The sequence below is a fragment of the Pseudomonas sp. UBA1879 genome, assembly GCF_002338065.1.
GTDB lineage: Bacteria > Pseudomonadota > Gammaproteobacteria > Pseudomonadales > Pseudomonadaceae > Aquipseudomonas.
Genome location: NZ_DDHJ01000004.1, coordinates 554,509 through 580,799 on the forward strand (window position 1 = coordinate 554,509; position 26,291 = coordinate 580,799).

Sequence of the window (26,291 nt, forward strand, 5' to 3'; positions counted from 1 at the left end):
CGGCCCGTCGGCTACTCGAACGCCACCCAATGATCCGTCGCCACCGCCGTGAACTGCTGGGGAGGCGCGACGAAGCCCGCATCCTTGATCGGGTCAGGGCGTACCAGCTCCTTAAGCAGGCTCTTGAAGTCTCGCCGTCGACCGACCTGGGGAACGGGCACGGCTGCCAGTAACCGCCGCGTGTAGGGGTGCTGAGGGTTGTGCAGCACCTGGTCCCGTGCGCCTATCTCGACGATGCGCCCCCCGTACATCACGGCCACGCGATGGCAGATGCGCTCGACCACGGCGATGTCGTGAGAAATGAACAGGTAGCTCAAACCGTGCTCGCTGCGCAGGCGCTCAAGCAGATCGAGGACCTGTGCCTGGACCGAGACATCCAGCGCCGAGACGGACTCGTCGGCAATGATCACTTTAGGGTTCAGCGCAAGCGCTCGGGCGATGCAAATGCGCTGGCGTTGTCCACCGGAAAACTGGTGCGGGTAGCGCGCCATGGCGTCGCGCGGCAAGTCCACCTGATGCAACAGTTCGGCGACGCGCTCACGTCGTTCGGCCTCGGGCATCTGGTCGTGGATCAATAACGGCTCGCCCACCAGATCGAAGATGGTCTTGCGCGGGTTGAGCGCGGCATACGGATCCTGGAACACCATCTGCACGTCGCGCCGCACCCGCTGCAGCGCATTGCCTTGCAGCCCGTTGAGCGGCTGGCCCAGCAGTTCCACACGGCCCTGATAGCTCAGCATGTTCATCAACGCCTTGCCGGTGGTGGATTTCCCGCAGCCACTTTCGCCCACCAGCCCCAGCGTTTCGCCCTGGCGCAGCTCGAAGCTCACGCCCTCTACGGCATGCACCACGCGCGGGGTTTCGAACCAGCCACCGCGCACCGGGAAGCGCACAGTGAGGTCTTGCACCGACAGAATCACCGGCCGATCGGTCAGCACCTGTGCCACCGGCGCGCTGCCGAGGACGGGCACGGCGGCCAGCAATTTGCGCGTGTAGGGCGCCTGTGGCGCGGTGAAGATCTGCTGCAGGGTGCCCCGCTCTTCCATGCGACCCTGGTTCATCACCACGACCTCGTCGGCCATTTCCGCGACCACGCCCATGTCGTGGGTGATCAGCAACAGGCTGGTGGCGAACTGTTGCTGCAATTCGCGCATCAGTTCGAGGATCTGCGCTTGAATGGTCACGTCCAGCGCCGTCGTCGGTTCATCGGCGATCAGCACTTCGGGCTGGCACAGCATCGCCATGGCGATCATCACGCGCTGGCGCATGCCGCCGGACAACTCGTGGGGATACTGCGTCAGGCGCTTGTCGACCTGGGGCATGCGCACAGCGTCGAGCATGGCCCGGCAACGCTGGCGGACCTCATCTCGGCTCAAGGCCTCGTGACGGCGCAGGGTTTCTGCCAACTGCTGGCCCACGGTCAGCAGCGGATTGAGCGAGGTCATCGGCTCCTGAAAGATCATCCCGATCCGTTTGCCGCGCAGCCGCTGCAATTCACGTTCTGACTGGCTCAGCAGGTCGCGGCCGTCGAATAGAATGACGCCACTCGGCACGCTCGCCGCCTTGGGCAGCAGCCCCATGATGGCCAGCGACGACAGGGATTTGCCGCTGCCCGACTCGCCAGCAATGCACAGGGTTCGCCCCGGATGCAGCGTGAAACTCAACTCATCGACCACACGACGACGCGAGGCCCCGCCGCCGACGTCGATGCTCAGCCGTTCGACCGACAGACTGGGTTGATCGCGCGTCGTCACTGGAACACCACCTTGGGAAAGTAGAACGACACCACCCAGTTAGGCAGGTCGACGATCTCGCTGATGCGCAGGTCGCCGCACACCGAACACAGCATGTAGGCCTGTTCGGCGGGCATGCCGTGCTCCCGACACAGCCAGTCGATGGTGTTGGCGACGGCCTGGCGCGCGGCCTGCATCAAGTCCGGGCCGATGCCGGTAAAGGCTTCGTAGCCCGCGCTGTCGAGGTGCCGGGTCACCGGGCCGGGGGTGCTGAAGCGGGGCGTCGCCAAGGGCGTCTGTTTGATCAGGTCGAGCGTGACCACCACGTCCATGGCGCTCTCGATGGCAGTGCCGCAGACCTCGCCGTCGCCTTGGGCGGCGTGGGTGTCGCCGATGGAAAATAGCGCGCCGGCGACTTCCACCGGCAGGTACAACACGCTGCCAGCGGCCAGGTCGCGGATGTCCAGATTGCCTCCCACTCGCCGGGGCGGCACGATCGAATGCAGCCCGGCTTCGGCGGGCGCGACGCCAACCGTGCCCGCGAACGGTTTGAGTGGCACTTTGGCGAAGTCACCGAAGGCGGCGGGCGCCAGCGATTGGGTGTCGTAATGCCACAGCGCGAGAGCAGGCGTCTGGAACTGGTCGGCCAGCAGACCGAAACCGGGAATGTTCGCGGTCCAGCCGAAGCCGCCAGGCTTGAAGCTGTCCAGCGTGATTTTCAGCACATCGCCAGGCTCGGCGCCTTCGACATAAATCGGGCCGGTCACCGGGTTGATCTGGTCGAAGGGCATCACGCTCACGTCGGCCACTTGCGACTGGGCCGTGAAGTAGCCGTTGGACGAGTCCCGGCAATTCATCTGCAGGGTGGTGCCGGGCGCAACGCGCTCGACCGGGGCAAAGCTGTGGTCCCAGCCGAAGTGGCTGTTAACGCTGTGAATCGTCTTGACCAGGCAGTTCTGGCACATGGGTGCATTCCTCATGGCAATGGGGGCGGCGGTCTGTTGCGTGGCACCTGTTCAGCGGCATGTCACGCAACAGGCCACGGCATGATCACTTCACCCAGATGTAGTCGTAGTTGACCGGCACATGCACCGGATCGACGTACAGCGCATCGTCGCCACCCATGCGTTTGGAACGGACGGTGAAGCGCTGCTCGTTGAAGATCGGCACCCACGGCGCATCAGCCATCGCGTCGGTGAAGATCGATTTCCAGGCTTCCGTGCGCGCTGCCTGTTGTTCCGGCGCGGCCATCGCGTCGGCCTTCGCCGCGCGCTCATCCAGCGCCTTGTTGCAATACAGCGCCCAGTTCCAGCCGCCTTCCACTGCACCGCTGCAACCCAGAATCGGCCCATAGAAGTTCGACGGATCCGGGAAGTCGGCGATCCACGCCATCCCGCCGGACCACACCATCGGCGCCTGATCCTTCGAGCTGCCTGCGGCAATGACGTTGGCCTGGGCCAGCGATTTGATCTGCACGCGGATGCCGACTTTCGCCAGGTCTTGCTGGATCGACTGCGCGATACGCGGCTGCGGGTCGGTGTTCATCACGTACAGCTCGGTGTCGAAACCCTTGGCCAGGCCCGCATCGGCGAGCAGCTTTTTCGCCCCTTCGACATCGTAAGGCAGCCCTTTGTATTGCGTGTCATAGCCTGGCATCGCTGGCGGCAGCGGCTGATTGGCAGGCACCGCACGGCCATTGATGATGCGCACGATGCGTTCTTTGCTGATGGCCATGTTGATGGCCTGCCGGACCTTGAGGTTGTCGAACGGCGGCAGGGTGGTTTTCAGCGTCACGTAACCGGTCTGCAGCTGGTTGCCAGTGACCAGCAATGGCTTGGAGGCAGGGTCATTTTTGAACTGCAGAAATTGCGCGGGCGGCACGCCGTCGCCCGCGATGTCGACTTCTCCTTTGTTCAGGCGCAGCAGTGCGACGGTGGGGTCCTGGCCGATTTCGAAGGTGATTTTGTCGACGTAGGGCAAGCCCTTCTGGAAGTAGTTGGGGTTTTTCACCAACTCGAGTTTTTGCCCCAGCTTCCAGTCGGCCAGGCTGAACGCGCCGCTGCCCATCGGGTGTTTGCCGAAGTCGGCGCCCCATTGATCGACTGCTTCCTTGGGCACGACCGAGGCGAAGTTGATCGCCATGATGTGCAGGAAGGTTGCGTTCGGCGCGCTGAGGGTGATCGTCAGGTGCTGATCGTCGATGACCTTGATCCCGCTCAAGGTCTGCGATTTGCCAGTGGTCACGTCCTCATAGCCGACGATCGAACTGAAGAACCCGGCGCCGGGGCTCTGGGTCTTGGGATTGACCGTGCGTTCCAGCGAGTATTTGACGTCGCCGGCCACCAGCTCCCGGCCGTTCTGGAACTTCACGCCTTTGACCAGCGTGAAGCTGTAGACCGTGCCGTCCGCCGACACGCTGTAGTCCTCGGCCAGGCTCTTGACCAGCTCGGTGGTGCCGGGCTTGTAGTCCATCAGACGGGCGAACAGGCTCTTGATCATCGACCAGTTCTGCCAGTCGTAACCGATCGCCGGGTCCAGCGTCGCGACATCGTTCTGATAAGTCACCACCACATTGCCACCGCTCTTGGGCGTCTCGGCCCACAGCGGCGTAGTGAACAGCGTGGCCGCCACGGCCAGGGTCAGCGCTTTGATCTTCATTCTTGTACCCCGTTATGTTGATGGATTCAGTGGTGCTTGATGTCGATGCGCGGGTCCACCAGCGGGATCACCAGATCCGCCAGCAGGTTGCCCAGAACGATGGCCACCGCCGACAGCGTGGTGACGCCGACGATGACCGGAATGTCGATTTGCTGAATGGACTGCCAGGCCAGTTGACCGATGCCGGGCCAGCCGAAGACCGACTCGACCACCACCAGCCCGCCCATGAACACGCCGATGTCGATGCCGATCATGGGAATCACCGGAACAATGGCATTGGGCAGTACGTGCACGAAGATCACCCGCGCGCGGCTCAGGCCCTTGGCCCGTGCGGTCCGAATGAAATCCTGGTGCAACACTTCGATCATCGACGAACGCACCATGCGCGAGTACCAGCCGCTGCCCAGTAGCCCGAGGGTCAGCGCGGGCAGTATCAGATGGCTCGCACCGCCGTACCCGCCCAGCGGGAACCAGCCGAGCTGCACCGCGAAGAAATACAGGAACAGCATGGCGGCGATGAATTGCGGCGCCGACACCCCCACGAATGAAAACGCCATGAGCAGTTTGTCGGCGAAGCTGTCGCGCTTGAGCGCCGCGAGCATGCCCAGGCTGATGCCGATCAGCAGCTCGAAGCCGATGCCCGCCGCCATCAGTTCCAGTGACGGCCGCAAGCGTGCGCCGATCAGTTCGCTGACGGCGGTGCGCTGAATGTAAGAGCGCCCGAGATCTCCCTGCAGCAGATTCCCCAGATAGCCGACATATTGCTGGTAGAACGGCTGATCGAGACCCAACTGCGCGCGGATCGCGGCCACCACTTCCGGCGTCGCGCTACGGCCAGCGATCTGTCGCGCCGGGTCGGCAGGCAACAGGAACAGCAACAGGTAGGTAATGAACGTCACGCCCAGCAGGATCAACAGGGCATAACCGACCCGACGACAGATGAACGGCAGCATCAGCGACGCCCCTTGAGTGTGGGGTCGAGTTCGTCGCGCAGGGCGTCGCCGACCAGGTTGAATGCCAGTGAAAGCAGGATGATCGCCGCGCCCGGAATGAACACCAGCCAGGGCGCCGAGGTGAAGTACGTCTGGCTTTCAAAAATGATGTTGCCCCAGCTCGGCGTGGGTGGCTGCACGCCCACGCCTAGATACGAGAGCGTGGCTTCGAGCAGCACGGTGGTGGAAATCCCCAGCGTCGCCCAGACCAGAATCGTCGGCAGCAGATGGGGCAGCAGGTGGGAGAACAGGATGCGCAGCGAACTGGCGCCCAGCGTGCGCTCGACAGCGACGAAATCCCGGGCGCTCAGCGCCACGGTCTCGGCGTAAATGACTCGGGCGATCTGCACCCAGTTGACCATGGCGATCACCATCGCGACGATCCACACGCTGGGCTGGAAGATCGCCGAGAGGGCGATCGCCAGCAGCAGCGCGGGAAAGGCCATCATCAGGTCGGTCAGGCGCATCAGCACACTGCCCAGCCAACCGCGTACGAAGCCTGCGGTCAGACCCACCAGCGTGCCGATCAACACCGCCAGGCCATTCGCAAGCACGCCGATGAACAACGAGGTGCGCGCGCCGAATATCAGGCGAGACATCAGGTCGCGCCCGAGCAAGTCGGTGCCCATCCAGTAGGGCGTGGCAGAGGCCAGCGGCGCGCCTTCCATCGACAGGCCTTCGACGAACTGTTCGTCCGGGTCGAACGGGCTCAGCCACGGCGCCAGCACGGCCAGGGACACCACGGTGACGATGAACAGCAGCGACACCGCCACGGACGGCCGACGCAGCAGCGCTTTGAGCGTGTTCATGCGCGCCCCTCATCACGGGTCGCGAGGATATCCGCGCACAACGATTCGATGGGCCGGTTGAGTTGCATCGACAGGCTGCGCAAGCGCTCGTAGGCGGTGGCCTCGTCAATGTGCTGCGTCACCATCAGGCGGGCGAGTGCCTGGCCCAGCAAAGGGCGCAGGGCCAGACGTTCCTGCAATGCGGCCAGTCGTTCGGCGTCCGCGCGTTGCCGGTCACGCAGCCCGACCGCCATCATCAGCGTGGTGTACACCGATCCCTGATTGATGGGTTTGTTAAGCAGGGCGGTGGCACCCAGGTCCAGCGCGCGCTGGATTTGCGACAGCGTTTCATGAGCGGTGAGCGCCACGATGGGGATGCCCGCAGCGTTAAGCGCCTGCACGGTCGCGGGGCTGGCGAAGTGTTCAATCTCGATGATCGCCGCGAAACAATTGACCGTGTTGAACGCGCGGCCGTCGGGGATATCCCGATGCAGGTCCTGGGTCTGAATCCCGAGGCGTTGAAGGCTTTTATTCAGACTGGCCTGGCTGCGTTCGTCGCAGTCGATCAGCAGCAGGCTGCCCTGATCCAGGGCCGGAAATGCGCGAGCTTTCATTTGACGATCCTCAAGCGTGCCACGGCGGGGGCGTTGCGTTTGACCACGTCGGCGTGAAGATCCGTAACGGTCAGGTACGGGTCTGCCGCGATCGGAGCGGGGGCTGAATGCACAAGGTGGAAGCGCCCATCACGCAGTTCGGCGATATGGCTGGGCAACGCGCTGTGGTGATTGCGCGCGGACAGGCTCAGGGAGCCGAGGACACTGTCCACGGGATGGCCGAACAGGTGCTCGCAGATGGCGCCTGGCGAACTGTCCCCACCTGCTCGCAGGGCCTCGGCGAACAGCCACAATGCCGAGTAGGCGCTGGTGTAGTAGTGCGAACAATTGCGTGGGCCGTGGCGCTGCTGACGTTGGCAGAAACGCGGGTCCACGGCCTCGAAAAACGGCCCGCAGGACAGCAGGCGCAATGCATGCATCGGCCCTACGGCGTCGAGTTCGGCCTCGGTCAGGTTGCAACTGAGCACCGGCAGACGCACACCTCGCGCCGCGCAGGCATGGTCCAACTGCTGGAGAAACGCATAGGAGGACTCGCCAACCAGATTGTTGAGCACGAACGCCGGGCGTTCCTGCATCAGGCTGTCGATCAGCGCGTCGAACCCGGTCGTGCCCAAATGGCAGTACTTTTCGCTCAGCACCTCGGCGCCGTTCGCTTCGAGCATCTCCCGGGCGATACGGTTGCTCTCCCAGCCCCACACGTAGTTGGAGCCGAGCAGGAAAGCGCGTCGACCGAAATGATTGAGCGCGTAGTGCAGCAGGGGCAACAGCGTCTGATTGGGGCAGCCGCCGAGGTACAGCACGCTCTCGCTGCTTTCGTAGCCTTCGTAGGGGCTGGAATACCAGAGCAGCGCGCCGTGCTGTTCCAGATCAGGAATGATCTCTTTGCGACTTGCCGACAGCGTGGTGCCGAAAATATGCCTGACGCCCCTGTCCAGCAACTGCGCGACACCGCTGCCGTACGCGGCCGCCTCGCCCTTGGGATCGACGCACATCGCCTCAAGGCGGAAACCGCAGCGCGCGTCGGCATTGATCTCGGCCAACGCATCTTGCAACCCCAACAGCGCACTGGCCCCCATACGCCGATAGGTGCCTTCAGTGGAGAGCAAAAAGCCGACAGAGACAGAGGGGCGAGCCTTCAGCATGAAATTCCATCCATAAAAAAAGCCCGATCAACCCCGCAAAGGTTGATCAGGCTTCGATACCCGGCGCACTCAAGGGTGCTTAATGTGGCGAGACTTAAGGAGCAGACTCCGGCTTGCCGATATGCAATTGCGCATGAAATAAACGTGCCAACTGCGAAATGCACGTCCGCTGCGAGGCTCGGCGACGCAGCGCGTCCTCAACGCTCCGGGTTGGTGCAAGCGGCGGGGTAACAAGCTTCAAAGCGGAGCGGGATATGAACCCAATGACGTAAATCACGGGAAGTCGATGACGATTTTGCCGAACGCACCACGCTCCAGGTGACTGAACGCGGCCAAAGCGTCGGTCATGGTGTAGCGAGCGCTTATGACAGGCTTCAACCCGATCCGGTCTACGGCGCGTATCAGATTCTCCAGGGCGCGCCGGCTACCGGTGCCGATGCCGTGGACGGTGATGTCCTTGAGCATCAGTGGCATGGCCGGCGCGCTGAGGTCGAAGCCATCAAGTGCGCCGATCTGGCAGATGTGCGCGCCCACGGCAGCCACCTGAACCGACTTGCCGAGGTGATTTCCGCCCACCACCTCCAGGACATGGTCTACACCGCGATCTGCTGTTATGCCGTAAATGGTTTCCACCCAGTCATCGCTTCGGCTGTCCACATAGTGGTCGGCGCCAAGCGCGCGGGTGCGCGTTTCGTTGCTGGCACGGCCCGAGACAATGACGGTGGCGCCATGCGCCTTGGCGATTTGCAGGCCAAACAGAGCGACGCCACCGGTGCTGGTGATGAGTACCGTGTCGCCCGCGCGTACGCAGGCACGTTCCACCAGGGCAAACCAGGCGGTCAGACCGGCCACCGGCAGGGTGGCGGCCTCAGCATCGCTAAGCGTCGACGGCGCCAGCACCAGCCATGCTTCAGGCATCACGACATATTCAGCCAACACCCCCGGGTAGTAACCGCCCAGAGTGCGGTATGCAGGCGTGCGTGCGTCACCTGGACGTAAGCCATCGATCCACTCCGGCGTGAATGCCGACACGACGCGGGCACCCGTGGTGAACCGAGTGGCGCCAGGCCCGGACGCGACCACTTCACCCGAAAGGTCCGAGCAGGGCGTGAACGGGAAGGCCAGTGGTAGACCGCGACCGTTCTCCAGGACCATTTTGTCGCGGTAGTTCAGCGCTACCGCTCGCACCTTGACCAGTACCTGTCCGTGTTGTGGAACCGGCACAGGCACCGTACGCATTGTCAGCCGCTCGCCGACGGCATCGATTTCCCAGCGTTGCATCGTGTCTGTCATAACCACCCCTGCGCATCAAAGAAGAGCCTCAGTGTGGCCTCAACGATTGCTGCGATTAATCCCCTATAATCCGCATGTGTTGTTGAATGGGGCGCATGAATATGAAGGGAGCGGAATTTGCCGAACTGACGGCATTTGTCGCCGTGGCCACCGAGCGCAGCTTTCGTCGCGCTGCGGACAAACTCGGCGTGTCACCCTCGGCGATCAGCCACACCATTGCCGCACTTGAGCAGCGTTTGGGCACGCGCCTGCTCAACCGCACTACACGCAGTGTTGCGCCCACTGAAGCGGGCCTGGCGTTGGTCGAGCGCCTGCGCTTTGCGATGGCAGAAATGGATGAGGCCGTGCGCGCCGTCGAAGCATCGCAGGACGCTCCAAAGGGGTTGGTGCGGATCAACCTCCCGCGCATTGCGGCGCACCTGGTGATCATCCCGCGCCTGACTGCGTTCTTTCAGGCCTATCCAAACGTGCGGATCGAGCTCGTTATCGATGACAGCATCACAGACGTGGTCGCGCGGGGATTTGATGCGGGAATCCGCTCCGGCGATTGGGTCCACCAAGATATGGTGGCAATTCGCATGACGCCGGACCTGCGCATGGCTGTGGTGGGCGCGCCGGACTATCTTGCTACGCGGACCATGCCCGCGACGCCGCATGACCTGCGTGGCCACGATTGCCTGACGTACCGCTGGAGCGACACGGGCGCGCTGTTCCGCTGGCGCTTTACGGGCCCTGAAGGGGAGGTCGATGTTGATGTGGTCAGCGTGATGACCGCGAATGACACCGACATGTTGCTGGCGGCGGCTTTGCGAGGGGCAGGTCTGGCATTCGTCCCGGAAAGCTTCGTGGCAGCTCATCTGCAAAGGGGGGAACTGGTGCGCATGCTCGATGCGTGGTGCAAACCGTTTGGCGGTTTCTACCTTTACTACCCCAGTCGGACATACATGCCGGCGCCTTTGCGTGCTTTCATCGATTTCTTCAAACCAGACCTCCCATCCATGGCAACTGTTTAAAGCACACCCCTCACACCCGCCACGGCGGCTCCGGGCGAAACGCGTCTTGCAGGAAACGCATGAAGTTGCGGGTGCGTTCCGGAAGCCCGTCGCGTTGGTGGGTCAGCGCGACGACGTCGGCATCGGGGAGCTTCCAGCCGGGCAGCAGCCGGACGAGGCTTCCATCGGCCAAGGCGTCGGCGACGTCCCATTCCGAGCGCAGGATGACGCCCAGTCCTTCACGCCCCCATTGTTTGATGACGCTGCCATCGTTGCTGCTGAGGGAGGTCTGTATGCGCACGCTTTGGGTGTTTCGGCCTCGGGTGAAATGCCAGAGGGTCACGTCTTCGTTGTTCTCGCGAAGTGCGATGCACGGCAGCTGCGCCAGTTGTTCCGGCGCGCCGATCGGACCGTGTCTGGCAATGAAGGCGGGTGAGGCGCAGACGTAACGGCGGTTAGGGGCGAGGGTCCGGCACACCAGGTTGGAGACGCCCAGTTGACCAATGTGGATCACCACATCGAAACGATCCTCCACTTCCACCATCGGTTGATCCGACAGGGTCAACACAATCTCGACGTCGGGGTGCAACCGTTTGAAGGCGGCCACCGAAGGTGTAACGTAGCGACGACCAAAGCCGAACGGAGCATTGATTTTCAGCTTGCCGACAAAGCCTCGGCGCCGCTCCTGCAAATCCTCAAGCAAGGCGTCGAACTGCTCCAGCACTACCGCGCCGCGCACGCAGAGCATTTCGCCTTCGTCAGTGAACCGCAACTGGCGCGCTGAGCGGTCGACCAGGCGCAGGTCGAGTTTACGTTCCATTTGCTGCAATCGCTGCGAAACGGCAGAAGGTGTGAGACCGAGTTTACGCGAGGCCTCCAGCAGGCTTTTGCTTTCACGAATCACCAGCAGAAAACGAATGTCCTGTGCGTCTGTCATTAAGATTTACTGAATCATAGAGTGAATGAGATTAACGTTCGCGACGGTTTTGGCGGCTTAGAATAGCGCCATTACCGGAGAGAACCCATGCCCATCGAGACTGAAACTCCTCTGCTGTTGCTGGACCGCGACCAATTGGACCGCAACATCCAACGCATGCGCGAGACGCTGGCGCCGTTCAACGTGACGTTTCGCCCCCACGTCAAAACCCACAAATGCCTCGAAGTGACCGAACGTTTATTCGTCGGTGGGAAGGGTCCGATCACGGTGTCGACGTTGCGCGAGGCGGACTTCTTCTTTGCCGCCGGATTCACCGACATCTTGTATGGGGTGGGTATCGCGCCCAATAAATTTGCCCACGCCGCGCGGCTGCTGGAGCAAGGGGCCGAACTGAAACTCGTCTTGGACAACCTGGAAAGCGCGCGGCTGCTGGCGGACTTTGCCGCCCGGAGCGATCAGGCATTCGGGGTGTTATTGGAAGTCGACTGCGACGGGCATCGTTCGGGCATCCCGCCCAACGCTCCCTTGTTGGTCGAGATCGCGCAACTGCTGCAGCGCAGCGGGGTCAAGGTCAGCGGCGTCATGACTCATGCGGGAAATTCCTACGACAGCCGCAGCATCGAGGAAATCGAAGCTTTCGCCCGGCGTGAGCGGGATGCGATCGTGCAGGCCGCGCAGTTGCTGCGAAACGCAGGCTTTGAGGTGCCGATGGTCAGCGTCGGCTCCACGCCCACGGCATTGTTCACCCACGACCTGACGGGCGTCACCGAAGTGCGCGCCGGTGTCTTTGCATTCTTCGATCTGGTCATGGCCGGACTGGGCGTGTGTCAGGTGCAGGACATTGCAGTCTCGGTGCTGACCACCGTCATTGGCCATCAGCCGGACAAAGGCTGGGTCATCGTCGATGCCGGCTGGATGGCACTGTCCCGCGACCGTGGCACGGCGAAACAGCCCGTGGATCAGGGCTACGGCGTGGTCTGTGACCTGTCGGGTCAACCGGTTGGCGACCTCATCGTCACTGCGGCGAATCAGGAGCATGGAATCATTTCGTCCCGCTCCGGAAATCCCGAAGTCGCCCTGGCGCTGCCCGTGGGCGCTCAACTGCGCATCCTGCCCAATCATGCCTGCGCCACCTCGGCGCAACATGCCGGCTATCACGTCTCGACCGAGGGACGCCGCCTCGGTTACTGGCCTCGCATTGCGGGTTGGGGAATATCCCTATGAAAACGGTAACCTCACGGGACCTGCCTACGCCAGGCGGCTATTACTCACAGGGTGTCGTCTCGGGACGTTTGCTGTTCGTGTCCGGGCAACTGCCGTTCAATCCTCAGACCGGCACGTTTGCGCAGGGCATCGAAGCCCAGTTCACGCAGGCGATGGCCAATGTCGAGTCGGTTCTGCGGGCCGGCGGCGCAAGCCTGGCGACCTTGGTGAATGTGCAGATCTTCATCTCGGACGTGAGCTACTGGCCGCTCGTGAATGCCATTTATGCGCAGTGGCTGGGCGCGCATAAGCCTGCGCGCGCCATCATTCCCTGCGGCTCGCTGCATTACGGCGCCTTGGTGGAAATCACCGCCGTCGCTGAACTCGTCAACCCTTCACAGGAATCGCTGCAATGAACTCAAGCGCCGTTGAACCTCTGCAAGCTATCCAACCTTCAGCGCCGGTCGAGCTGGTGTTGTTCGATTTGCTCACCGCACTGCTCGACTCCTGGACGTTGTGGAATTCCGTCGCCGGGTCCGAGGAGATGGGCCGCACTTGGCGAATGGCCTACCTGAAAGCCACCTACGGCTGCGGCGTGTACAGACCTTACGAAACATTGGTCGAGGAGGCCGCGATTGAAGTCGGACTGGGCCGTCAAGCGGCTGCGGCGCTGGAAGCACGCTGGCGCGAGTTACAGCCCTGGGCGGAGGCCACGGCTGTTTTATCGGCACTCAAGCCGCACTACAAATTAGGCGTCGTGACCAACTGCTCGGAGAAACTGGGGCACGCGGCGGCGGACCTGCTGGGCGTGCCGTTTGACGTGGTGATCACCTCGGAAAAAGCGGGTTTTTACAAGCCTGACCCCACGCCTTATCGACTTGCGCTGGACACGCTAGGCGTAGAACCGGCCCATGCGGTGTTCGTTGCGGGCTCGGCCTACGATCTGTTCGGCACCCAAAAAGTGGGACTGCCGACCCTCTGGCACAACCGCGTGGGCTTGAGCGCACCCGAGGGCGCCCCTGCACCGCTGATGACCAGGCCGACGCTGGAGAACCTGGCAGCGGATCTGGCGAGCCTGAACACGCACGTTTAATACGGGGCGCGGGAGACAGGCCGGTGGCGTCTTGCTGATGGGCGCCAGCACTCAAGGCCGTCACCGCTTATCCTTGTCCCCGAGCCGGTGCCCACCGCCCATGTGCGCTACCATTCAAGCCTTCAGCTCGCCAGAAGGTCGAACATGCCCATGGAACGCTACACCGGTGTTGCCCAAGCCTTGCACTGGCTGACCGTCGCGGCGCTGTGCTTTTTGCTGCCGTTTGTCTGGGTGGCGGAGAATTTCCCACCGGGGCCGGTGCGGGTGTTCTGGTATATGGCTCACGAGTCCATGGGCATCAGCGTTTTTCTGATGGTGCTGATACGGCTGACCTGGCGTTGGCGGCATCGGGCGCCAGCCTATCCCGCCGACGTCCATCGGGTAACCGCGGTGCTTGCCGGCATCACCCATGGGTTGCTTTACGCGGTGCTGTTGGTCATGCCTGTCACAGGTTACTTGATGGCCGGCAACGGCCAGGATGTGCCGTTTTTCCGAATCGTGTCGCTGCCCGGCTTTGCTCACGATGAGTCGCTGGGCCGGTTCGGCGACACCGTGCACGTCTGGTGTCAATTCGCGGTGTATGGGCTGATCGTGCTGCATGTGGCGGCAACGGTCTGGCACGTGGCGATACGCCAGGACGGCTTGCTGGAGCGGATGCTGCCGCCCCAGCGTCGGCCCTGATCTTTATCGCGTCTGCGGTCATCCCGCGAGACGGAACATTCTCGCGGAACCAATGCCGTTTGCCGTCGCCTGATTCATTAATCAGAAGGAGGCGGTGCATGTGGCGCAATGATCAGGAAATGAGTTCACCCGTAAACCTTGCAGGCGGGGGTCAGCCCCTGCGCATCGGCATTCTCACCCATATCAAACACGCGATCGGCCAGCCGTTCGCGGGTGGGCTGGAAGCGTTCACCTACGACGTCACCCTGGGCTTGCGGGCGCGAGGGCATGACGTGACGCTGTTTGCCAAAGGCGGCAGCGCGGCGGAGCTGAATGCGGTGGCGGTGCCGGACGAGGAACAGTGTCGCCATCCGAGCCTCAGCAGCGCCTATGTGGCCGAGCACCACGCCTACCTGAAGCTCATGCAAAAGATCGACGATTACGGTTTTGACGTGATCTTCAACAACAGCCTGCATTACGTGCCGGTGACGATGGCGTCGATGATCCGCACGCCGATGCTCACCGTACTGCACACACCGCCGTTTTTCGAGATGGTCAATGCCTTGAGGGGCGAGCGCAAGACCGGGCATTTCAGCACCATGTCCGCCGCCAATGCGCGCAATTGGGGTGACGTGGTCCCGGACTGTGCGCTGATCGCCAATGGCATTGACCTTGAAGGCTGGCACCCCGTCGAGAACGTAGGCGAACACGCGCTGTGGTCGGGTCGTCTGGTGCCGGACAAAGGCGCACACCTGGCCATCGACGCGGCGCGACAGGCGGGCATCCCTCTGCGCGTGGCCGGACAGCGGGTGGACGAACGTTACTTCAAAGAATTCATCGAGCCGCGTCTGGGGCCGGGTGTCGAGTACCTTGGGCATTTGCAGCGTCCGGCGCTGGCACAGGAACTGGCAACCGCGGCCGTGGCGTTGGTGACCCCGTGCTGGGACGAGCCTTTCGGGTTGGTGGTCGCCGAGGCGCTGGCGTGTGGCACGCCGGTTGCGGCGTTTGATCGCGGTGCGATGATTGACCTGATCAGTGACGAGGTGGGTTGCCTGGTGCCGCCCAATGACGTTGCCGCGCTGGCGGCTGCGATGACGGTCGCGCGCGGCAAGTCGCGAACGGCCTGCCGGGCGCGTGCCGAAGCGCTGTGGAATCACGACCTGATGCTGGACCGTTACGAAGCCCTGTTGGCCGACGTCGCGGTGCAGCATGCGTGAGCCGCAGATTGGTTATTACGTGCATCACCACGGCGCAGGCCATGGCGTGCGCGCGGCGCGAATCGCCGAGGCGTTGAACGTACCGGTGACGCTCATCGGCTCGCAATTGCCCGACGAGCTGCCGGCGGGCGTGCAACGTCTGACATTGCCAGCCGACACGTCGCCGGGCATGACTGTCGAATCCTTCGATGTCATGCATTATGTGCCGTTGGGCGTGGACGGTGTGCGCGAGCGCATGGCGATGCTCGCGCAGTGGTTCGTCGAGCACTGGCCCTGCCTGCTGGTGGTCGATGTGTCGGTGGAAATCGCCCTGTTTGCGCGGCTGTGTTCGGTGCCAGTGGTTTACGTGCGACAACATGGCGCGCGGAACGACGCCGCGCATCGCCTGGCGTATGAGAGCGCAAGCGCATTGCTGGCGCCGTACCCCGAGGTGATGGAAGCGTTGGACACGCCACAGTGGCTGCGCGACAAGACCGGCTACAGCGGCTGGTTGTCGCGTTTTTCCGGCGCGCGCTCCGCGTCTGCCGAACCCGGTCGGGTGCTGATCATCACCGGACAGGGCGGCACGGGCCTGTCGACCGGATTGATCGAGGCCGTAGCGCGCCACTGTCCCGAATGGCAGTTTCGGGTGGCGGGGGGGCTTGAGCCGGGTGCCACCTTGCCGAATCTCCACTGGCTGGGCCGGGTGCCGGATCCACGGGAAAGCATGCTCAGCGCTGAAATCGTGATCGGCAGCGCCAGCGATAGCCTGGTGAGCGAAGCTGCTTCACTGGGTTGCCGGTACATCGCCGTCGCCGAGGACCGTCCTTTTGATGAACAGCGACAGCAAGCACGACGCTTGAACGAGCTGAATGTGGCCATAGGGCTCGAAGACGGCTGGCCGACCGCGCCCCAGTGGTCAGCGTTGCTGGGTGCAGCACAGGCACTGGGTCCGGAGCGTTGGCAGGCGTGGGCCGATGCAGCGTCGGCCGACCGGGCCGCCCGGTTCATCGAGAGCACATTGGCCGGAGCGATCAAAAGCCCAGACGTTGAGTGTTGAGCGTCTGAGCCACCTGCTCGGCGGAAGGCGCCTGAATGATTTCCAGACGGGCGTCGCTCCAGTGCAGCAAGCCCAAGTCGCTGAACGCCTGCAGCCAGCCTTCCATCGGCCACACCCCCCAGCGACTGTAGAAACGTCGCGCGTTGGTGACGATATCGCTGAAGTGGTTCAGCGGCGGGTCGTATGTGGGGTGGTATTGATGGAACGCCATCGCCGGGTTGTCGAGCAGCGCCACGCCCTGTTCGCGAGCTCGGAACGCGAAGTCGGTGTCTTCGCCGCCGTACCCCGTGTAGCCCTCATCGAACCCGCCGATGCGCGCGAAGGTGCTGCCGCTGCAGGCAAAGTTCAGTGACCAGAACAGGTGGTGGGGGACGTCTCGGCCCGGCCCCTCACGGTATCTCGCCAATGGATGCTCGACGCCTCGCTCATAAAGCGCCGCCTCATCCCAGCCCGGCTGGCTGGCGCCTTCAGGCAAATAGCGGACCTGACCCAAGTGCAGCGTATCGGGCCTGTCGCTCAGGCCGTCGCGATAATGGGCCAGCAGGTCGTGGGCCGGAATACAGTCGACGTCCAGAAACACCCAATCCGCCGCAGGATCGATGTCCGTCACGGCGCTGCGTGCCTTGGCCAATGGCAGGCCGCCGGGCTCGTTCACCTGCAATGTGTGGATTGGAAAACGCGGGCTGTCGAATTCGCCGCAGGGCTCGTTCATGTGCACGATCCACAAGCCTTCCGGCACCAGACTGGACGACTCAAGGCCCTTGATCAGATTCGCCAAGTGAGTGCTTCGTCCGTGCACCAGCGTGATCACCTTCATTCGCGACTCCCAAACCCTGCATGTTGAGCTGAATGACGATACTGAACACGGCCGTCGCGCTCAGTTCAGCGTCATTTTTGCCCGCGTGCCAGCAGATCCCGTTGCACCCGCCAGACCAGGTAGGCCGCCACCACTGTGGTCGCGACCAGGATGTAGCCCACCCAGTCGAAATGCTGCAATTTGCCGTCGCTGCCAATCAGCACGATATGCCCGGCCAGCATCGAGGCAACGCCGCCGGACAACTGCTGAATCGCCGCACTCACGGCGTTGAACGCGCCGCGATGAGCAGGATCAGGCACCCCGGCAACCATGGCCTGGAACGGAATCAGCCGTGAAAAAATGCCCACGAACAGCACGGTATTGACCACGATCACCCAAGGCAGGGGCACATTGGACAGGTGCGTGTAAATCGTGACCATAACGACGGTCACCACGCTGCCGACGTAGAACACCCGCAGCTTGCCGAAGGCATCGGCGGCGCGGCCAATCAGCGGGCCGGTGACAATGGTGCTCAGGCCGGTGAACAGGTACACGAAAGGCAGATTACCGATATCGATGCCGATATTGTTCACAGTGAACGCGCTGCTGAACGGCATCAACATGTAACCCCCTGTGGTCAGCAGGGCGACAGCGGCAAATGCGGCCCAGTGCTGCGGCGCGGCCAGGGTGTTGAACAGGTGACGAAAGGCCGTGTGTTCCTGGCGGATCGCCAAGTGGTCGGTGACCGGGCGCATGACCAGTTGAATCACCACGCCGCCCGCAGCGCCCATTGCCGCCAGCAGCAGAAAGGGCGCGTGCCAGCCCCAGTGATTGGCCAGGTACAGGCCGACGGGCAAACCCAGCACCTGGCTCGCGGCGAATGCGGTTTGCAGCACGCCCATCACCCGGCCTCGGGACTGCGGGGCAAACAGATCGGCGGCAATCGCCAGCACGGTCGAGCCGATCACCCCGGCGAAAATGCCCGTGACGATGCGCGCCAGCAGCAAGGTTTCGAAACTGGCCGCCAGACCGCACCAGAGCGTACCGATGACGAACCCGACGTAGAAAAACAGCAGCAGCTTCTTGCGATCGAAGCGGTCGGCGAACCCCGCGGTGACCAGCCCGGCCAACCCGGCGCTGAACGCGTAGGCGCTGACCACCAACCCGAACTGGCGGGCGGACATGCTGAGCGCGGGCAGAATCATCGCCCCCAGCGGGGCCATGAGCATGAAGTCGATGATGACGGCGAATTGCAGCGTCGCGAGCAAGCCGACCACGAATTTTTGATAGCGGCTGAACGGGATCAAAACGGGAGCGGTGGAGGTCATCGGTGAACCTGAGCACGAGAAGGGGGAAAGCAACGGGCCTCATCATGGTAGAAAAGCGCTCAACAAAACACCCTCGTCGCGAGACGTCGAGATTTTGCCGCACACGCTCGCCTGAAACCGACGCTCAGGTTCTGGCCGAGACCTTCAACAGCACGCGCGACAGCTGGTCGATGGAGTAGGGCTTGTGCAGCAGTTCAAAGCCCGCCGATCCGTTTTCCGCCAGCACGTGGCTGTAGCCCGAGGTCAGCACCACCGGGAGGTGGGGGAAGCTATTGCGCAGCGCGTGAGCCAGCTCCACGCCGCTCATCCCCGGCATCACCACGTCGGAGAACACCACATCAAACGCGTTCGGCGCCGCGTGCAGGTGCGTCAGCGCCTCTTGCCCACTGCGTGCCAGTGTCGGGACATAGCCCAGCTCAGATAACGCCTGAATCGCAAACGTCCCGACGTCGGTGTTGTCTTCCACGACCAGGACGCGCGTACCATGCCCGTCTTCAAGTTCGGCAGGGGGCTGCCTTTGATCAAGCGCCCGACCTCGCGCCTTCACACGCGGCAGGTAGAGCGTAAACGTCGTGCCCCTGCCCACCTCGCTGACCACCGCGATTTCGCCCCCGGACTGTTTGGCGAAACCGAATACCTGACTGAGCCCCAGCCCCGTGCCTTCGCCGACCCCTTTGGTGGTGTAGAAGGGTTCGAAGATCTGGTCCAGCTGGGGCGCCGGAATCCCCGAGCCGGTGTCGGTAATGGACACCGCTACGAAAGGCTGATGGGCCGCAGGATGCAACCGAATGGCCGGCATGGATTCAACGCCGCGCACCGCGATCGACAACTTGCCCTCGCCCTGCATGGCGTCCCGTGCGTTCGCGACCATGTTGACCAGCGCGGTGTCGAACTGACTGGGATCGGCGTCCACGAAACAGGGCGCGTCGGTGAGTTCGATCACGGTTTCGATGCGCGAGCCGGTGAGCGTGTCCATCATGGCGGTGATCGCGCGGACGTTGTCGCAGACGCTGAACACCTCGGGTTGCAAGGCTTGCCGCCGCGCGAACGCCAGCAGCTGGCCCGTGAGTTTTGCGGCCCGGTCCACGGTTTCGGAAATGGCGGTCACGTAGCGCAGCCGTTTTTCGTCCGTGAGCGACGGCCGCATCAGCAGGTCGGTCGAGGAGCGAATGACCGTCAGCAGGTTGTTGAAGTCGTGGGCCACGCCGCCCGTGAGCTGACCCACTGCCTCCATTTTCTGCGACTGGCGCAGGGCTTCGGCCTGTTCCTTTTCGGTGGTGACGTGCCGACCTGCGGCGTAGACGCGACCGTCCTGAAAGGTGCCGGTCCAACTGAACCATTTGTACGTGCCGTCCTTGTGCCGCAGCCGAAATTCGTACGGCGTGATCAACGGCGCCTCGAAGATCCCGGTGAAGGCGGCGAACGCCGCAAGCAGGTCATCAGGGTGGGTGTAATCAGAAAACGTGGTGCCGACCAGTTCCCGCTCCGACCAGCCGAGCTGTTCGGTCCAGCGCGCGTTGACCTCGTCCAGCGTGCCATTGGGCGAGGCAATGACCAATAATTCCTGGGATAAACCCCACGCGCGGTCGCGCTCGCGGGTGCGCATCGCCAGGTTCGCCGCCTGATCCTTTTCCGTCGTGATGTCGCGCCCGCTGCAATAAATTTTGCCGCCCTCCAGCACCGCGACCCACGCCAGCCAGCGGTAGCTACCATCGCGGTGTCGGTAGCGATTCTGAAACCGTGAAATGGGCCGGCCCTTGATCGCCTGACTGAAAATCGCCTGACTGGCCACAAGATCGTCGGGATGCACGAAGGACAGAAAAGCGGTCTTGAGCTCTTCGGGCGACCACCCCAATGCGATGGTCCACGCCGGGTTCGACGCCTCGATCATGCCTTGAGCGTTGATGACGGAGAGCAAATCCGGGCTGAGCAACCAGGTGCGGCTGCGCTCGGTGACGCGCTCGTTGACCCTGGTTTCCAGCTGGGAATTGAGGTCGCGCAATTCGTCCTGACTGAGACGCAGGCGCTGATCGGCGCGATGGCGCTCGATGGCCAGCGCTGCCGTTTGCGCAAGGACCGACATCGCTTCGATATCACTGGGGGTCGGCGAGCGTGGTTCGGCGTAGTACACCGCGAAGGTCCCCAGCACGACGCCATCCGCCGCTTTGATCGGCATCGACCAACAGGCCCGCAGACCGTGAGAGAGCGCCAGGTCGGTGTAGCCTTCCCACAACGGGCTGGTGGCAATGTCATCGACGTAAACCGGGGTGCCGCGCCATGCAGCCGTACCGCAGGAGCCGATGCCCTCACCGATGGCGATGCCATGAACCACTTCGTTGTAGGGGGTCGGCAAGCTTGGCGCGGCCCCGTGCAGCATGTACTGCCCGTCCTCGCTGAGGAACAGCACGGAGGCCTTCATGTCAGTGCTCTGGGATTCCACAGCCAGCAGCAGATTGCTGAGCACGTCAGCGAGCGGAATGCCCGAGGCAATCTGACCCAGCACATGCCTTTCCCGCTCGATCAGTGCGAACGGCGAAAAGGTGCCTCCCTGGAGGCTCAAATCGATGGAGGGCTTTTCGCCCGCTTGATCAGACACGGTCATCCGCTCGCAGCAATGAGGTAAGGTTTTGGATGTCAGCAGTGTCGGAAGATTCTACGTCACTCGCCGCCGTCGTGCTGTCCTTCGTCAATCTCGCTCAGCCGCCCCTGGCCTGGCCGGCCTGATCGGCGATTTCGTTCCACATGTGCATCGCCACATAGGCTCGCCAGGGACGCCACCCCTGAGCGTGCTTCAACTGGTCCGATTTGCGTATCAGGTCCGGCAGCGCACGGGTGATGGCCTGCATCAATACCAGGTCGGTCGCTGGCCACGCATCTGCATCACGCCAGGCGCGCATGGCGACGTATTCCACCGTCCATGGCCCAATGCCGGGCAGGTCGAGCAGTTGCTTGCGCAGCGTCTCGACATCCGGTTCGTCGTGATCGATGTCCAATTCGCCATCGGCCACCACTTGCGCAAAATGCTGCAGCGTGGCCACACGTTTGGTGGGCATGCCGATGCGGTCGAGGTTGACCTCGGCCAGCGCCCGTGGGGTCGGGAAATGCCACGGCGTGCGCGGATGTGACGGTGTACCTGCGGCGGTCCCTGCACGCTCCACCAGTCGGCCAACGATCGTCGTTGCGGCCTTGACGCTGACCTGCTGGCCCACAATCGTGCGCACCACCAGCTCGAACCCGGACCAGGCGCCGGGCACGCGCAACCCCGGCGCGGCATCGAGCAGGCGGCTCAGCCAAGGGTCCTGACTCAGGCCCTCGCGGACGGCGTCCGGCTGGGTGTGCAGATCGAACAGGCGAGAAAGGCGGGGCGTCAGCGTGCCCAGGTGTCGGCTCGCTTCACCGTCGATGCGCGCGATCAGCACGTTGCGCAGCGGGTCACGGCGCACGCTCAGTAGCCCGGTATCCCCGGCGATGTCGAGGGTTCGGTAGTAAACGTCTTCGTCCACGGTTTCCACGCCGCCCGTGGCACGGCCGGAAAAGAAGCGCAGCATCCGGACCCAGTCGAAGGGCGGTGTGAAGGGGAGCTCAAGCTCATCGGAAGGAATGCCGGCGACGATCTTCATCACGTTCTCTGTCAGCAAAAGGGTCTCCACAGCGGCCTCGGCGAACGGCGACGCTGGACGCCAGAGTGCCCGAGCCGGATGCCCGTGAACAGATGCAGATTCAACGCCATTGACCTTCGGTCCGCTGTGGGCGCGGACGTGAGCTGGCGAGCGCAGGGCAGCCATTGGTCTATCGACGCGGTTTATCGACCGCGTAATCAGCAGCGGTAAGAAAAATGTCACCTGCACTGATTAGCTTGGAAGCTCCCATCGCGCTGAGACAAAAACGTGGATACATTAGCCACCCGCCATGCCGTCTGCCGTATCCGGCGCCCGTCGTCTGCGGCGCTGCATGAGATGAGCAGCCTGCCATGACCGCCATTCCGACCGCCGACTTCACCCCCCTTGATGCGACGCGCGAGCCCTTATTGCGTGAGCGTGCCCAGGCTGTGTTTCAGGATCGGCTGTCAACGCCAGGCTCGCGCAGCGGCGAAGGTCGCGGCGAGGAGACCGAACGCCCTGGCGCCCTGTTACGAACCGGCGCCATCGATCCGCCGCCCGCCGTGCTTCGCCTGCGGCCAAGCCGAGACGTGTTTGGTCGGGTCATTCAGCCCGCTCGCGTGTGGTTGCACGCTGAAGGCACCTTGGCCGTCGAAGGGGAGAAGGCCATTCAATTGCCCCGCAAGTGGCTGTCGAAGCTGGTGGTCGGCGATGTCATCGCGTTCAGCGATGCACGGGAGTCCAGGCGGCGGATGCGCATTACCGATGTAGACGAAACGGGTTGCTGGGCCGCGCTGGTCAAAACCGCTTATCTGGTGCCAGGCGTGACCTTGAACCTGAAGAAACGGCACGGTCGCAAAAGGTCAGCGCGCATCATGGACGTCACCCGGAAAGCGAGCCAGCGCATCAAGCTGCGGGAAGGCGACACGCTGATACTCACGCGGGACGCCGACAGCGGACGGCCTGCGCTGATGAACGCGTCAGGCGAAATCCGAGCGCCCGCGACCATCGGTTGCACCTCGCCCGGGATATTCGAGACGCTGACAGCGGGTGATCCCATCGGCTTCGGCGAGGGCAAGATTGGCGGCATCATCGACGCGGTCGAGGCGGATGCCCTACACGTGCGCATCACTTATGCCCCGGGGGGCGCCAAGCTGAAGAGCGACACACTCATTGACCTGTTCCATGGCTGCGCATCACAGGCGCGGGGTCGCTTGTCGAATTAGCGCGCTGTTTCACTGGCGCATCCTGAAACACCGTACATACTCACTCACCCCCACCCCTGCTGACCTTCGTTGCGTTTGTTCGGTTTTCTTCGAGGGCTAATGAACGACTCAGAGGAGATCTGTGCATGGTTATTGCGATCAAAAAAGCGGTTTGTGGTCCGGATTGGTTGGTCATGTTGAACGACTACGCGGTGTCATTTCGCAGCATGGAAGAGGCGCAATCGTTCGTTGACCGGCTCAAGGCCAGGATCGAGGCGCCCCATGTCATCCCGGTCTACTGAGCGTACAGACCCGCGATGATCGGTGGTTTGCGCCATCGTCGCGGTTCGCCCAAGGGCGCTTAAAGCCGAGAACGGCATGGCCCCGGTCGGCGTGGCCGACGCGGGGTTCGGCATCGTTTGACGGCCGGATTGCCTGATCTACGGCTGAATGATGTCCGGGCAACAACAGCAACCAGCGGCGCCTTTTTTCAGTCAGCCGTTGGCTTCAAGCGCACCCGCTATCCGTTTTTCGACCTCATCGCGCGTCGCTGCCCATGCGGGCACGGTCTCCAGCAGTCGCTGTTGCCAGGCGACCAGGTTGGGAAACTCCCCGAAAGGCGCTCCGGTCCGGGTGTACTGCGAAAAGGGCGCGGCAATATCGATGTCGGCGAGCGTCAGCGCGTCGCCCACGATAAAAGGCCGAGTCGCGAGGTGGGCGTTCAGCACTCCGGCGGCGTCTCGGATACGGCCCGTTGCCATCTGCACGATTGCGTCGACCTTTGGTTTCCCCATAAATATGGCCCCGGCCCACTCATCGAAGAGCAGCGTGGAAAACACCCGCCATTGCTCACCTGACCAGAACATCCATTGCAACACCTCGAACTTCTCGGCGGGCGTCTTTCCCAGCAGCTCGGAATTCGTTTTTTCGGCGAGGTAGAGGTTAATGGCAGAGGCTTCCCAGAGAACGGTATCCCCTTCCTGAAGCACTGGGGTCAGGCCATGGGGATTCAATTGTAGAAATCCCGGGGTGTGACTTTCGCCCTTGAAAAGATCGATAGGCACGCGTTCGATGTCGATGTTCAGCATCGCAGCGACGGCGGTCACACGACGGAGACTGCCCGAACCCGCATCGCCATAAATTTTGATAGACATGTATTCCTCACAGAGCGTGTTGATTTCAAGTCGGTGTCACGTGTCCAACTGTCGGCTGCTTTCCCGAGTCGATCCGGTCGGCAGCAGAGCCCAGCATCTGGCGCGACGAAAACACGATAAACTTTTTCTTCCTGCGAAATTATCCCGCCATTGTGCAGAACACTTATTTGGAATCCGAATGACTGATCGCTGGCTAGAGATCGACGTTTTCACCCGTGTGGCAGAGTCCGGGAGCTTCTCTCGCGCCGCGCAAACCCTGGGCCTGTCGCAGCCATCGACGTCGCGTATCGTCACGGGGCTGGAGGCGCGGCTGGGGGTGAAGCTGCTGTTGCGCACGACCCGGAATGTCGCGCTCACAGAGGCGGGGGCCGCGTTTCTGGACCGCGCTCGACAGGCGACCGCTGACCTGGCAGACGCAGAAGACGCCGCCCGCGGAATCGATTCCCTGCGCGGGACCCTTCGTCTTGCCGTGCCGATCATGTACGGCACGCGCGTGGTCATTCCGGCCTTGCACAGTTTTCTGAAGAGATACCCCGAGCTGCGCGTCGAGATCACCATGCGAGACGAGCGGCAGAATTTGGTGGTCGACGGCGTGGATCTCGCGATTCGGATGGGAACCCTCGAGGACTCCGCATTTGGCGCCCGGCCTATGGCGTCCGTGTCACGACTGCTCGTGGCTTCGCCAACGTACCTGGCTATACGGGGTGTGCCCACATCCCCCGAAGCGCTGCGACTTCACGATGCCCTTCTGCATGAGCACAGCGTTACAGAGCAGTGCACATGGACGCTTCACAGGGCCGGAGTGCAGCATGCAGTGACGCTGCACGGAAAAATCAGGATCGATGCCGCGCCCGGTATTCTCGCCGCAGCCACGGCAGGTCTGGGCATCGCCAATGTCACCTCAATCATGGCCGCAGAGGCATTGCGCGATGGCAGTCTCGTTCGATTGCTGCCTGACTACGAACTCGAACCGTTAAAGGTATTTGCGGTGTTTCCGTCGGGGCCGAAACCTTCTGCCAAGGTACGTGTGCTGGTCGAACACCTCATGGCGGTGTTGGCCAATGGCAACGACGATTAACGTTCGGTTGCAGGACAACGCCCTGTCTCAATGATTGATCGTAGAGACCCTTCCTTCGCCACCTGGCGTCGGCCAGGGCTGAGCATGCTCGGCGGGTCAGGCTGACCGCTCGATGTAGGCGCAGAACATGTCAGACATGGCCGCCGCGTAGTCTTCGATTTCAGCGTCTGTGCGAGGCGTTTGTGAAAACGCTTTGCCCACCTTGCTCATGGTCGTCGTGATCAACTCGCCGACGCGCTTTCTGCTGGCCTCATCCGCCTGTGGCAGCACTTCCTCCATGAAGCGAACGATGGCCCGTTCGCCCTTTTCCCGGGTTTCGCGGGCCTCAGGCGCATCGCGATAGAGCGGGGCGGTATCGTCCAGAGCGACGCGCAGATCGGCCTCATCGCATTCCGAACGGAGAAACGCATGTACGAGGTTTCGCAGTCGCTCGAAGGGCGCGACGCTCGTGTCGTCCAGAATGCGGCTGAGAAGATCGGTCGTCTGATGCCACTCATCGCTTTGCAAGCGGAACAGAATCGCCGCCTTGTTCGGGAAATACTGATAGAGCGAGCCGATGCTGACGCCCGCCTTCTCGGCCACCCGTGCGGTGGTGAAGCGGCTCGCGCCTTCTTTGGCCAAAACCTGAGTAGCGGCCTGGAGAATGACCGAAATCGACGCTTCTGAGCGGGCCTGTTTGGGCTTCTTGCGCAGGGAAATCGGGGGGTGGCGGGAATCGGTCACGGCGGCTCCGGAATGCGATTATCAAATGTGAATGATTGATCGCATTC

Annotated in this window: 25 protein-coding genes; 10 read left to right on the forward strand and 15 right to left on the reverse strand. The window is 62.7% G+C overall.

The features are described 5' to 3' along the window. Positions 1-11: 11 nt before the first annotated feature. The 8 genes from B3N48_RS05700 to B3N48_RS05735 form a co-directional block, all read right to left on the reverse strand. On the reverse strand, positions 12-1,754 hold the full coding sequence (locus B3N48_RS05700) for an ABC transporter ATP-binding protein (RefSeq protein WP_296180540.1): 1,743 nt from the start codon (positions 1,752-1,754) through the stop codon (positions 12-14). Further along, positions 1,751-2,698 carry an acetamidase/formamidase family protein gene (locus tag B3N48_RS05705; protein WP_296180542.1) on the reverse strand — a complete coding sequence of 316 codons (948 nt, stop codon included), beginning with the start codon at positions 2,696-2,698 and terminating at the stop codon, positions 1,751-1,753. The genes B3N48_RS05700 and B3N48_RS05705 overlap by 4 nt, the downstream gene beginning before the upstream one ends. 85 nt (positions 2,699-2,783) lie before the next feature. Beyond that, a complete protein-coding gene (locus tag B3N48_RS05710) occupies positions 2,784-4,391 on the reverse strand; it encodes an ABC transporter substrate-binding protein (RefSeq protein ID WP_296180545.1) in 1,608 nt (535 codons plus the stop codon). Between the two features lie 26 nt (positions 4,392-4,417). Continuing rightward, entirely contained in the window at positions 4,418-5,344 is a 927-nt protein-coding gene (locus B3N48_RS05715) for an ABC transporter permease (protein WP_296180548.1), read from the reverse strand. Further along, entirely contained in the window at positions 5,344-6,192 is an 849-nt protein-coding gene (locus B3N48_RS05720) for an ABC transporter permease (protein WP_296180551.1), read from the reverse strand. Before B3N48_RS05720 ends, B3N48_RS05715 begins: the two co-directional genes overlap by 1 nt. Next, positions 6,189-6,785 carry an ANTAR domain-containing response regulator gene (locus B3N48_RS05725; RefSeq protein ID WP_296180554.1) on the reverse strand — a complete coding sequence of 199 codons (597 nt, stop codon included), beginning with the start codon at positions 6,783-6,785 and terminating at the stop codon, positions 6,189-6,191. The genes B3N48_RS05720 and B3N48_RS05725 overlap by 4 nt, the downstream gene beginning before the upstream one ends. Then, entirely contained in the window at positions 6,782-7,927 is a 1,146-nt protein-coding gene (locus B3N48_RS05730; RefSeq protein WP_296180557.1) for a transporter substrate-binding protein, read from the reverse strand. Before B3N48_RS05730 ends, B3N48_RS05725 begins: the two co-directional genes overlap by 4 nt. Positions 7,928-8,200: 273 nt before the next feature. Further along, entirely contained in the window at positions 8,201-9,220 is a 1,020-nt protein-coding gene (locus B3N48_RS05735) for a zinc-dependent alcohol dehydrogenase family protein (RefSeq protein WP_296180558.1), read from the reverse strand. A gap of 95 nt (positions 9,221-9,315) precedes the next feature. On the opposite strand from B3N48_RS05735, the gene B3N48_RS05740 reads away from it, so the two are divergent. Next, a complete protein-coding gene (locus tag B3N48_RS05740) occupies positions 9,316-10,233 on the forward strand; it encodes a LysR family transcriptional regulator (RefSeq protein ID WP_296180561.1) in 918 nt (305 codons plus the stop codon). 10 nt (positions 10,234-10,243) lie between these two features. Here B3N48_RS05740 and B3N48_RS05745 read toward each other — a convergent pair whose 3' ends face one another. Next, the gene (locus tag B3N48_RS05745; protein WP_296180563.1) at positions 10,244-11,149 is read right to left on the reverse strand and encodes a LysR family transcriptional regulator; all 906 of its coding nucleotides are present in this window, start codon (positions 11,147-11,149) and stop codon (positions 10,244-10,246) included. Positions 11,150-11,236: 87 nt separating this feature from the next. Here B3N48_RS05745 and B3N48_RS05750 point away from each other — a divergent pair, with 87 nt between their 5' ends. From B3N48_RS05750 to B3N48_RS05775, 6 genes are all read left to right on the forward strand, one after another. Further along, on the forward strand, positions 11,237-12,373 hold the full coding sequence (locus B3N48_RS05750) for an alanine racemase (protein ID WP_296180564.1): 1,137 nt from the start codon (positions 11,237-11,239) through the stop codon (positions 12,371-12,373). Further along, positions 12,370-12,768 (forward strand): RidA family protein, encoded by a 399-nt coding sequence (locus B3N48_RS05755; RefSeq protein WP_296180568.1) that lies wholly within the window; start codon positions 12,370-12,372, stop codon positions 12,766-12,768. Before B3N48_RS05750 ends, B3N48_RS05755 begins: the two co-directional genes overlap by 4 nt. After that, positions 12,765-13,445, forward strand: coding sequence for an HAD family hydrolase (locus tag B3N48_RS05760; protein ID WP_296180571.1), 681 nt, complete (start codon positions 12,765-12,767; stop codon positions 13,443-13,445). Before B3N48_RS05755 ends, B3N48_RS05760 begins: the two co-directional genes overlap by 4 nt. Positions 13,446-13,589: 144 nt before the next feature. Then, entirely contained in the window at positions 13,590-14,126 is a 537-nt protein-coding gene (locus tag B3N48_RS05765; RefSeq protein ID WP_296180573.1) for a cytochrome b, read from the forward strand. Positions 14,127-14,245: 119 nt separating this feature from the next. Next, positions 14,246-15,322, forward strand: coding sequence for a glycosyltransferase family 4 protein (locus B3N48_RS05770; protein WP_296180575.1), 1,077 nt, complete (start codon positions 14,246-14,248; stop codon positions 15,320-15,322). Then, a complete protein-coding gene (locus B3N48_RS05775) occupies positions 15,315-16,361 on the forward strand; it encodes a hypothetical protein (RefSeq protein ID WP_296180578.1) in 1,047 nt (348 codons plus the stop codon). Before B3N48_RS05770 ends, B3N48_RS05775 begins: the two co-directional genes overlap by 8 nt. Here the strand turns inward: B3N48_RS05775 and B3N48_RS05780 are convergent. The 4 genes from B3N48_RS05780 to B3N48_RS05795 form a co-directional block, all read right to left on the reverse strand. Further along, positions 16,336-17,178 (reverse strand): glycosyltransferase family 2 protein, encoded by an 843-nt coding sequence (locus B3N48_RS05780; protein WP_296180583.1) that lies wholly within the window; start codon positions 17,176-17,178, stop codon positions 16,336-16,338. The two genes, B3N48_RS05775 and B3N48_RS05780, sit on opposite strands and share 26 nt — an antisense overlap. Positions 17,179-17,249: 71 nt before the next feature. Then, positions 17,250-18,485: an MFS transporter gene (locus tag B3N48_RS05785; RefSeq protein WP_296180586.1), complete on the reverse strand. Its 1,236-nt coding sequence runs from the start codon at positions 18,483-18,485 to the stop codon at positions 17,250-17,252. A 124-nt stretch (positions 18,486-18,609) separates the two neighbouring features. Next, positions 18,610-21,081 carry a PAS domain-containing protein gene (locus B3N48_RS05790; RefSeq protein WP_296180588.1) on the reverse strand — a complete coding sequence of 824 codons (2,472 nt, stop codon included), beginning with the start codon at positions 21,079-21,081 and terminating at the stop codon, positions 18,610-18,612. A 100-nt stretch (positions 21,082-21,181) separates the two neighbouring features. Beyond that, entirely contained in the window at positions 21,182-22,270 is a 1,089-nt protein-coding gene (locus B3N48_RS05795; protein ID WP_296180591.1) for a DNA-3-methyladenine glycosylase family protein, read from the reverse strand. A gap of 185 nt (positions 22,271-22,455) precedes the next feature. Between B3N48_RS05795 and B3N48_RS05800 the strand changes: the two genes are divergently transcribed. Further along, positions 22,456-23,310, forward strand: a complete 855-nt coding sequence (locus tag B3N48_RS05800) for a hypothetical protein (protein ID WP_296180593.1) — start codon at positions 22,456-22,458, stop codon at positions 23,308-23,310. A gap of 125 nt (positions 23,311-23,435) precedes the next feature. Then, positions 23,436-23,591 carry a hypothetical protein gene (locus B3N48_RS05805; RefSeq protein WP_296180595.1) on the forward strand — a complete coding sequence of 52 codons (156 nt, stop codon included), beginning with the start codon at positions 23,436-23,438 and terminating at the stop codon, positions 23,589-23,591. Positions 23,592-23,783: 192 nt separating this feature from the next. Here the strand turns inward: B3N48_RS05805 and B3N48_RS05810 are convergent, their stop codons facing one another. After that, positions 23,784-24,443, reverse strand: coding sequence for a glutathione S-transferase family protein (locus tag B3N48_RS05810; protein ID WP_296180597.1), 660 nt, complete (start codon positions 24,441-24,443; stop codon positions 23,784-23,786). 178 nt (positions 24,444-24,621) lie between these two features. On the opposite strand from B3N48_RS05810, the gene B3N48_RS05815 reads away from it, so the two are divergent. Further along, positions 24,622-25,521, forward strand: coding sequence for a LysR family transcriptional regulator (locus B3N48_RS05815; RefSeq protein ID WP_296180599.1), 900 nt, complete (start codon positions 24,622-24,624; stop codon positions 25,519-25,521). Between the two features lie 96 nt (positions 25,522-25,617). Here B3N48_RS05815 and B3N48_RS05820 read toward each other — a convergent pair whose 3' ends face one another. Next, complete coding sequence (locus B3N48_RS05820; protein ID WP_296180601.1) at positions 25,618-26,244, reverse strand: TetR family transcriptional regulator; 627 nt, start codon at positions 26,242-26,244, stop codon at positions 25,618-25,620. Between the last annotated feature and the right edge of the window lie 47 nt (positions 26,245-26,291).